The organism is Pelomonas caseinilytica, assembly GCF_021353235.1.
Lineage (GTDB): Bacteria > Pseudomonadota > Gammaproteobacteria > Burkholderiales > Burkholderiaceae_C > Pelomonas > Pelomonas caseinilytica.
This window is the reverse complement of record NZ_JAJTWT010000014.1, coordinates 102,743-108,964: the sequence shown is the minus strand read 5'-3', so window position 1 is coordinate 108,964 and position 6,222 is coordinate 102,743. Positions and strand designations below refer to the sequence as shown.

6 protein-coding genes are annotated in these 6,222 nt (G+C 73.6%); 5 read left to right on the top strand and 1 reads right to left on the bottom strand.

The genetic code is table 11. From position 1 onward, the window contains the following. Nucleotides 1-375: 375 nt before the first annotated feature. From LXT12_RS23685 to LXT12_RS23670, 4 genes are all read left to right on the top strand, one after another. Entirely contained in the window at nucleotides 376-2,571 is a 2,196-nt protein-coding gene (locus LXT12_RS23685) for a heavy metal translocating P-type ATPase (protein WP_304622785.1), read from the top strand. A 49-nt stretch (nucleotides 2,572-2,620) separates the two neighbouring features. After that, entirely contained in the window at nucleotides 2,621-3,052 is a 432-nt protein-coding gene (locus LXT12_RS23680; protein ID WP_233394771.1) for a hypothetical protein, read from the top strand. Then, nucleotides 3,049-3,942, top strand: a complete 894-nt coding sequence (locus LXT12_RS23675; RefSeq protein ID WP_233394770.1) for a DUF2145 domain-containing protein — start codon at nucleotides 3,049-3,051, stop codon at nucleotides 3,940-3,942. The genes LXT12_RS23680 and LXT12_RS23675 overlap by 4 nt, the downstream gene beginning before the upstream one ends. A 65-nt stretch (nucleotides 3,943-4,007) precedes the next feature. Next, entirely contained in the window at nucleotides 4,008-4,472 is a 465-nt protein-coding gene (locus LXT12_RS23670) for a DUF1801 domain-containing protein (RefSeq protein ID WP_233394769.1), read from the top strand. Nucleotide 4,473: 1 nt separating this feature from the next. Here the strand turns inward: LXT12_RS23670 and LXT12_RS23665 are convergent, their stop codons facing one another. After that, entirely contained in the window at nucleotides 4,474-5,178 is a 705-nt protein-coding gene (locus LXT12_RS23665) for a glutathione S-transferase N-terminal domain-containing protein (protein WP_233394768.1), read from the bottom strand. A gap of 108 nt (nucleotides 5,179-5,286) precedes the next feature. Here LXT12_RS23665 and ubiA point away from each other — a divergent pair, with 108 nt between their 5' ends. Next, nucleotides 5,287-6,195: a 4-hydroxybenzoate octaprenyltransferase gene (ubiA, locus tag LXT12_RS23660; RefSeq protein ID WP_233394767.1), complete on the top strand. Its 909-nt coding sequence runs from the start codon at nucleotides 5,287-5,289 to the stop codon at nucleotides 6,193-6,195. The last annotated feature ends 27 nt before the right edge of the window (nucleotides 6,196-6,222 follow it).

Below are 6,222 nucleotides of genomic sequence, written 5' to 3'. Positions count from 1 at the left end.
GCCGCGTAGCGGACCGGGGGACATGGAGCATCAGGCCCGCCCCGCTGCCCGCGCCCATCCCGACGGAAAGTCCGCTTCGGGTGGCATAGAGCCCGCAGCGCACGACCTGCGCCAACGTCGGGTTTCCAGCGTCGAACTTGGTGGAGGCGAATGTCCCAGATGGGTCGCAAGCAGCCATCAGCATCGCTGGCCGCGGCAGTCCCACTGAAGCCGCCTCCGAGCCCTCGACGCGGGAACCTCCGGGTCTTCGCATCACCTGCCTGCCACCCGCAGCCACCCGGCCAACAAGTGACGCCCAGCCTGCCCACCCCCTCTTGACCTTGCCATGATGGCAAGCCCCAGCATGCCGGACATCTCCCTGCCTGAGAGAGCACCATGAACACCGTGAACGCCTCCTCCGCCCTCCACGACGTGACGCTGCAAGTCAGCGGCATGAGCTGCGCATCCTGCGTGCGCCGCGTCGAGAAGGCGCTGCAGGCGGTGCCCGGCGTGCAGTCCGCCAGCGTCAACCTCGCCACCGAGAAGGCGTCCATCAAGGCCCTGCCCAACGTGCCCGTCGCGGCGCTGACGGCGGCGCTGGACAAGGCCGGCTACCCGGCCACCGACGTGAGCGAACCCGGGAGCCCGGCGGCCACGCCCGCGGCCGGCCTGCCCGGCTGGTGGCGGGCCGCGGCCGGCGCGGTGCTGACGTTGCCGCTGATGCTGCCCATGCTGCTCAGCCCCTTCGGCATCACGCTGATGCTGCCGGGCTGGCTGCAGTGGCTGCTGGCCACGCCGGTGCAGTTCGTCCTGGGCGGGCGCTTCTACCGCGCCGGCTGGGGTGCCCTGCGCGCCGGCACCGGCAACATGGACCTGCTGGTGGCCCTGGGCACCTCGGCGGCCTACGGGCTGTCGGTCTACCTGCTGTGGCGCCACCCCGGCCACGGCCACCTCTACTTCGAGGCGTCGGCGGCCGTCATCACGCTGGTGCTGCTGGGCAAATGGCTGGAGCAGCGCGCCAAGCGCCAGACGACCGATGCCATCCGCGCCCTCAATGCCCTGCGCCCGTCCACCGCCCGCGTGCTGCGGCCGGATGGCCGCGAGGTGGAGCTGCCGGTGTCGGCCGTGGCGGTGGGCGACGTGGTCGCCGTGCGCCCGGGCGACCGCATTCCGGTGGACGGCGAGATCGTCACCGGCCGCAGCCATGTGGACGAGTCCCTCATCACCGGCGAGAGCCTGCCCGTGGCCAAGTCGCCGGGCGAGCGCGTGACCGGCGGCGCCATCAATGCCGAGGGCGCGCTGACCGTGCGCACCACGGCCATCGGCGCGGAGACGACGCTGGCGCGCATCATCCGCATGGTCGAATCCGCCCAGGCGGCCAAGGCGCCCATCCAGCGCGTCGTCGACCGCGTCAGCGCCGTCTTCGTGCCGGTGGTGCTGGCCGTGGCGGCGCTGACCTTCGCCGGCTGGTGGCTGCACGGCGCCGGCGCCGAGGCGGCCCTGGTCAACGCCGTGGCCGTCCTCGTCATCGCCTGCCCCTGCGCCCTGGGCTTGGCCACGCCGACCACGCTGATGGCCGGCACCGGCGTCGCGGCCCGCCAGGGCATCCTGATCAAGGACGCCGAGGCCCTGGAGCTGGCCCATGCCGTCAGCGTCGTCGCCTTCGACAAGACCGGCACGCTGACGGTGGGCCATCCGTCGCTGGTGGCCGTCGTGCCGGCCGAGGGCCTGGCGCGCGACGAGCTGCTGCAGCTGGCCGCCGCCCTGCAGCGCAGCAGCAGCCACCCGCTGGCCGTGGCCGTGCTGGCCGAGGCCGCCGCCCTGCCGCCACTGCCGGTGGACGAGGCCCAGGCCCTGCCCGGGCGGGGTGTCGAAGGCGTCGTGCAGGGCCACCGCCTGGCCTTGGGCAGCGCCCGCCTGGCCCAGGAGCGCGGCGTGGCGCCCGGCCCGCTGGGCGATGAGGCGCGCCGCCTGGAGGCCGAAGGCCGCACCGTCTCGTGGCTGCTGGAGGGCCCGCGGGCGCTGGGCCTGCTGGCCTTCGGCGACCGCATCAAGGACACCGCCGCCGAGGCCGTCGCCCAGCTCCAGGCCCGCGGCATCCGCACCGTCATGCTGACCGGCGACAGCGCGGGCGCCGCCGCCGGCGTGGCGCGCCAGCTCGGCATCACCGAGGTGCATGCCGAAGTGCTGCCCGGCGACAAGGCCGCGGCCGTGCAGCGGCTGCGCGAAGGCGGCGCGGTGGTGGCCTTCGTCGGCGACGGCCTCAACGACGGCCCGGCGCTGGCGGCGGCCTCGGTCGGCTTCGCCATGGCGGGCGGCGCCGACGTGGCGACCGAGGCCGCTGGCGTCACGCTGATGCGCGGCGACCCGCGCCTCGTGGCCGACGCCCTCGACGTCTCGCGCCGCACCTACGCCAAGATCCGCCAGGGCCTGTTCTGGGCCTTCGCCTACAACGTCGTCGGCATCCCGCTGGCCGCCTTCGGCTGGCTCAACCCCGTCATCGCCGGTGCCGCCATGGCCTTCAGCAGCGTGAGCGTCGTGACCAACGCCCTGACGCTGCGGCGCTGGCGTGGCACGGCAAGGGGCGGTTAACGCATCCGCGCTATCGTCGGGCGTCGTCATCCTTTTTCGCGAGTCCACGATGCGCCTCGTTTTCCTGGCATCCCTGGCCCTGGCCGCCACCACCGCGGCCCAGGCCGACTCCTTCGTTTCCTCCGCCGCCGGTGCGGGCTCGGCCTCGTCGGGCAGCGTGTCGGACTCCTTCAAGCAGTCCTCCGGCAGCAGCAGCGGCGGCGAGCGCCGGGCCGAGGGGCGCTACCGCGTCACCGAGGTCGCCCAGGCCGAGCCCGGCAAGCGCCGCCTGACGCTGCAACGCGACGGGGCCGAACCGGTCGAGCTGACCCTGCCCGAGCAGGCCCTGGCGGCGCGGCCGGTCAACGTCGGCGACGAGGTGCAGGCCACGCCGCAGCCCTACGGCGTTGCCTTCGCCCATGCCGACACCGGCCAGGCCTTCTACCTCGTGCTGGAAGACGGCTGGCACCGCGAGCTGGCGGCGCGCGTCGTCAAGCCTTGAGGCGGCTGGCCGCCGCCGCGCTAGCGCTGGCCGCGGGCGTGGCCCAGGCCGGCTCGCCGCCGCGGGGCTGTGACCGCAGCCACGACCTGACCGCCACGCAGCAGGACCGGCTGCTGCGCTTCACGGCCCTCGTCCGGGAGGCGCTGGCCGGCTCGGGCGCCGAAGCGGCCCTGATCTCGCGCTCGGGCACCGACCTCTCCCGCTTCGGCCTGCGCTACTCGCATGCGGCCATCGCCGTGGCCGCCGGCTTCGACGACGCGCCCGGCATGCCCTGGGCCGTGCGCCAGCTCTACTACGCCTGCGCCGAAGGCGCGCCGCGGCTCTTCGACCAGGGCCTGGCGGGCTTCGTCTCGGGCAGCGACGATGCCGACATCGGCTTCGTCAGCGTGCTGCTGCTGCCCCCCGAAGCCGCCGCGCCGCTGGCCGCCGCGGCGCGCGACAAGGCCCTCGCGCTGGCGCTGCTGAATGCGCGCTACAGCGCCAACGCCTACCCCTTCGCCACCACCTTCCAGAACTGCAACCAGTGGGTCGCCGAGCTGCTGGCCGCGGCGACGGCCGGCCCGCGCACCCGCGAGGACGCCCAGGCCTGGCTCAGGCGCGAGGGCTACGCCCCCGTGCCGGTGCATGCCTCGCCCTGGCTGATGCTGGCCGGCCGCTTCGTGCCCTGGCTGCACTTCGCCGACCACCCGGACGAGCAGCTCAATGCCGGCGAGGTGCAGACCAGCCTGCCCGACAGCCTCGAGGCCTTCGCCCGGGCGCGCTGGCCGGCGGCCCGCCGCCTGGAGTTCTGCCACGGCCCCGCGGGCCTGCTCAGCCGCGACGACGGCCAGCCCCTGGCCGACGGCTGCCGGCCCCGGCCGGGTGACCGCCTGACGCCCTTGTCCAGCTGACGCGGGCAAGTCCGGAAGGCGGCTGTCACGAAGCCGGCCTACAGTGCCCGCGACGCCCACGCCCGATGAGCCCCGCCCGCGACCCCACCGCCCGCCAGGTGGCCGACGCCATCGCCCGCTACTCGCCCGCGATCGCCGACGCCCTCACGGCCTGCCGGCGCCGGCTCTGCGCCCGCGTGCCGCGCGGCTTCGAGCTGGTCTACGACAACTACAACGCCCTGGCCATCGGCTACGCCTATGCCGACAAGGCCTCGGCCAGCCTCGTGTCCATCGCCGCCTATCCGCGCTGGGTGACGCTGTTCTTCCTCTACGGCCGGGACCTGCCCGACCCCGAGGGCCTGCTGCAGGGCCAGGGCGCGAGGGTGCGCAGCATCCGCCTGGCGTCGCCCGAGGACATGGACACACCCGCCGTGCGCCGCCTTCTCGACCTGGCCCTGGCGCCCCACGAGGCCGACTTCTCGTCGGCGCCGCCGCTGCAGACGGTGGTCAAGGCCGTGGCCGCCCGGCAGCGCGGGCGTCGGCCGGGCTGACTCAGTCGCGCGACGGGATCTTGAGACCGCGCTGCACGGCCGGCCGCGCGAGGAAGGCCTCCAGCACGCGGCCCACTTCCTTGAAGTCGCCGAAGCCGACGAGGTCGCCGGCGCCGTAGAAGCCGATGAGGTTGTTGACCCAGGGGAAGGTGGCGATGTCGGCGATGCCGTAGTCGTCGCCGACCAGCCAGTCGCGGCCGGCGAGGTGCTGGTCCAGCACCTTCAGCAGCCGGCGCGACTCGGCCACGTAGCGGTCGCGCGGGCGCTTGTCCTCGTAGTCCTTGCCGGCGAACTTGTGGAAGAAACCCAGCTGCCCGAACATCGGCCCGACGCCGCCCATCTGGAACATCAGCCACTGCAGGGCCTCGTAGCGCAGGGCCAGGTCGGCGGGCAGCAGCTGGCCGGTCTTGGCGGCGATGTAGACGAGGATGGCCCCGCTCTCAAACAGGGCCAGCGGCTTTCCGCCCGGGCCGTCGGGGTCGATGATGGCCGGGATCTTGTTGTTCGGGTTGAGCGACAGGAACTCGGGGCTGGTCTGGTCGTTGAGGTCGAAGCGCACGAGGTGGGGCTCGTAGGGCAGGCCGGTCTCCTCCAGGGCGATGGACACCTTGACGCCGTTGGGCGTGTTCAGCGAGTAGAGCTGCAGGCGGTCGGGATGCCGGGCGGGCCATTTCTTCGTGATGGGGAAGGCGCTGAGGTCGGTCATGGCGGCGTTCGGTAAACCAGGGTCGGGCGACTTTAGGCGCACCGGCCCACGCCTGCCGAGGCAGGGAATTGCATGTCCGCCCCCGCCGCGCCGCGTGAAAATCCGCGCATGACCTCCGCCACACCCGCCGCAGCGCCGCCCTCGCGGCTCTCGCTCTATCTGCAGCTCATCCGCTGGGACCGCCCCGCGGGCTGGCTGCTGCTGCTGTGGCCGACGCTGTCGGCGCTGTGGATCGCCGCGGACGGCTGGCCGGGCTGGCATCTGCTGGCCGTCTTCACCCTGGGCACGGTGCTGATGCGCTCGGCCGGCTGCTGCGTCAACGACGTGGCCGACCGCGACTTCGACCGCCACGTCAAGCGCACGGCCCAGCGGCCGGTGACGACCGGCGCGGTGTCGGTGAAGGAGGCGCTGCTGCTCGGCGCCGCCCTGTCCCTCATCTCCTTCGGCCTGGTGCTGACCACCAACCCGCCGGCCATCCTGCTGAGCTTCGCGGCCCTGGCCGTGGCCATCGCCTACCCCTTCGCCAAGCGGGTGCTGGCCATGCCGCAGGCCGTGCTGGGCGTGGCCTTCTCCTTCGGCATCCCCATGGCCTTCGCCGCGGCCCTGGGCGGCACCGAGTGGAACCTGCGCTCGGTGCCGCTGTCGGCCTGGGCGCTGCTGGTGGGCAACCTCTTCTGGGTGCTGGCCTACGACACCGAATACGCCATGGTCGACCGCGACGACGACCTGCGCATCGGCGTGCGCTCCTCGGCCATCGCCCTGGGCCGCTGGGACGTGCCGGGCATCATGGTCTTCTACGCCACCTACCTCGCCCTCTGGGCGGGCCTGGGCCTGCGCCTGGGCATGGGCCGCTGGTTCCTGCTGGGCATCGCGGCCGCAGCCGTCCAGGCCCTGTGGCACTTCACGCTGATCCGCCGGCGCAGCCGGGCCGAATGCTTCACGGCCTTCCGGGCCAACCACTGGCTGGGCTTCGCGGTGTTCGCCGGCACCGTGCTCGACCTGGCCTTGCGACGCTGAAGGCCGCGCTACATTGCGCCAGGGCGG

What these genes read in the sequence shown, in the direction of transcription:
- LXT12_RS23680 (WP_233394771.1), top strand. Translation starts at nt 2,621, where the DNA reads ATGCGCCTCGTTTTCCTGGCATCCCTGGCCCTGGCCGCCACCACCGCG.
- LXT12_RS23670 (WP_233394769.1), top strand. Translation starts at nt 4,008, where the DNA reads ATGAGCCCCGCCCGCGACCCCACCGCCCGCCAGGTGGCCGACGCCATC.
- ubiA (WP_233394767.1), top strand. Translation starts at nt 5,287, where the DNA reads ATGACCTCCGCCACACCCGCCGCAGCGCCGCCCTCGCGGCTCTCGCTC.
- LXT12_RS23665 (WP_233394768.1), bottom strand. Translation starts at nt 5,178, where the DNA reads ATGACCGACCTCAGCGCCTTCCCCATCACGAAGAAATGGCCCGCCCGG.
- LXT12_RS23685 (WP_304622785.1), top strand. Translation starts at nt 376, where the DNA reads ATGAACACCGTGAACGCCTCCTCCGCCCTCCACGACGTGACGCTGCAA.